The 2,160-nt window shown below is 53.6% G+C and carries 1 rRNA gene; it reads left to right on the forward strand.

Annotated elements, in window-relative coordinates:
* Nucleotides 1-2,160 (forward strand): 23S ribosomal RNA (locus BMY13_RS19095); the annotation flags it as partial.

Below are 2,160 nucleotides of genomic sequence, written 5' to 3' on the forward strand. Positions count from 1 at the left end.
CTTACAAGTAGTCGGAGCCCGTTAATGGGTGACGGCGTACCTTTTGTAGAATGGACCGGCGAGTTACGATCGTATGCAAGGTTAAGTGGAAGACACGGAGCCGCAGCGAAAGCGAGTCTGAATAGGGCGTCCTAGTATACGGTCGTAGACCCGAAACCGTGTGATCTACCCATGTCCAGGGTGAAGGTCAGGTAACACTGACTGGAGGCCCGAACCCACGTATGTTGAAAAATGCGGGGATGAGGTGTGGGTAGGGGTGAAATGCCAATCGAACACGGAGATAGCTGGTTCTCTCCGAAATAGCTTTAGGGCTAGCCTCAAGGAACGAGTACTGGAGGTAGAGCACTGATTGGACTAGGGGCCCTCACCGGGTTACCGAATTCAGTCAAACTCCGAATGCCAGCTACTTAGACTTGGGAGTCAGACTATGGGTGATAAGGTTCATAGTCGAAAGGGAAACAGCCCAGACCGCCAGCTAAGGTCCCAAAGTATACGTTAAGTGGAAAAGGATGTGGAGTTGCCCAGACAACCAGTATGTTGGCTTAGAAGCAGCCATCATTTAAAGAGTGCGTAATAGCTCACTGGTCGAGTGACTCTGCGCCGAAAATGTACCGGGGCTAAACGTATCACCGAAGCTGCGGATTGTTCTTACGAACAATGGTAGGAGAGCGTTCCAAGTGCTGAGAAGTCAGACCGTGAGGACTGGTGGAGCGCTTGGAAGTGAGAATGCCGGTATGAGTAGCGAAAAAAGAGTGAGAATCTCTTTCACCGAATGCCTAAGGTTTCCTGAGGAAGGCTCGTCCACTCAGGGTTAGTCGGGACCTAAGCCGAGGCCGAAAGGCGTAGGCGATGGACAACAGGTAGATATTCCTGTACCACCTCATGAGCGTTTGAGCGATGGGGGGACGCAGTAGGATAAGGAAAGCGCACTGATGGAAATGTGCGCCCAAGCAGTGAGAAAGTTGGATAGGCAAATCCGTCCAACAATTTTGAGCTGTGATGGGGAGGGAAATAGAGTACCGAAGTTCCTGATTCCACACTGCCAAGAAAATCCTCTAGTGAGTTCATAGGTGCCCGTACCGCAAACCGACACAGGTAGGCGAGGAGAGAATCCTAAGGTGAGCGGGAGAACTCTCGTTAAGGAACTCGGCAAAATGACCCCGTAACTTCGGGAGAAGGGGTGCTCCTTTAAGGAGGAGCCGCAGTGAATAGGCCCAAGCGACTGTTTAGCAAAAACACAGGTCTCTGCGAAGCCGAAAGGCGAAGTATAGGGGCTGACACCTGCCCGGTGCTGGAAGGTTAAGGGGAAGCGTTAGCACTTTGGTGCGAAGCGTAGAACCGAAGCCCCAGTAAACGGCGGCCGTAACTATAACGGTCCTAAGGTAGCGAAATTCCTTGTCGGGTAAGTTCCGACCCGCACGAAAGGTGCAACGACTTGGGCACTGTCTCAACGAGAGACCCGGTGAAATTATACTATGTGTGAAGATGCACATTACCCGCGACAGGACGGAAAGACCCCGTGGAGCTTTACTGTAGCCTGATATTGAATGTTGGTACAGCTTGTACAGGATAGGTGGGAGCCGTCGATACCGGAGCGCTAGCTTCGGAGGAGGCATCCGTGGGATACCACCCTGGCTGTACGGACATTCTAACCCAGGACCGTAATCCGGTTCGGAGACAGTGTCAGGCGGGCAGTTTGACTGGGGCGGTCGCCTCCCAAAGAGTAACGGAGGCGCCCAAAGGTTCCCTCAGAATGGTTGGAAATCATTCGCAGAGTGTAAAGGCAGAAGGGAGCTTGACTGCGAGACCTACAAGTCGAGCAGGGACGAAAGTCGGGCTTAGTGATCCGGTGGTTCCGCATGGAAGGGCCATCGCTCAACGGATAAAAGCTACCCCGGGGATAACAGGCTTATCTCCCCCAAGAGTTCACATCGACGGGGAGGTTTGGCACCTCGATGTCGGCTCATCGCATCCTGGGGCTGTAGTCGGTCCCAAGGGTTGGGCTGTTCGCCCATTAAAGCGGTACGCGAGCTGGGTTCAGAACGTCGTGAGACAGTTCGGTCCCTATCCGTCGTGGGCGCTGGAAGTTTGAGAGGAGCTGTCCTTAGTACGAGAGGACCGGGATGGACACACCGCTGGTGTACCAGTTGTTCCGCCAGG

It is taken from the genome of Virgibacillus subterraneus (assembly GCF_900110695.1).
GTDB classification, from domain to species: domain Bacteria; phylum Bacillota; class Bacilli; order Bacillales; family Amphibacillaceae; genus Lentibacillus; species Lentibacillus subterraneus.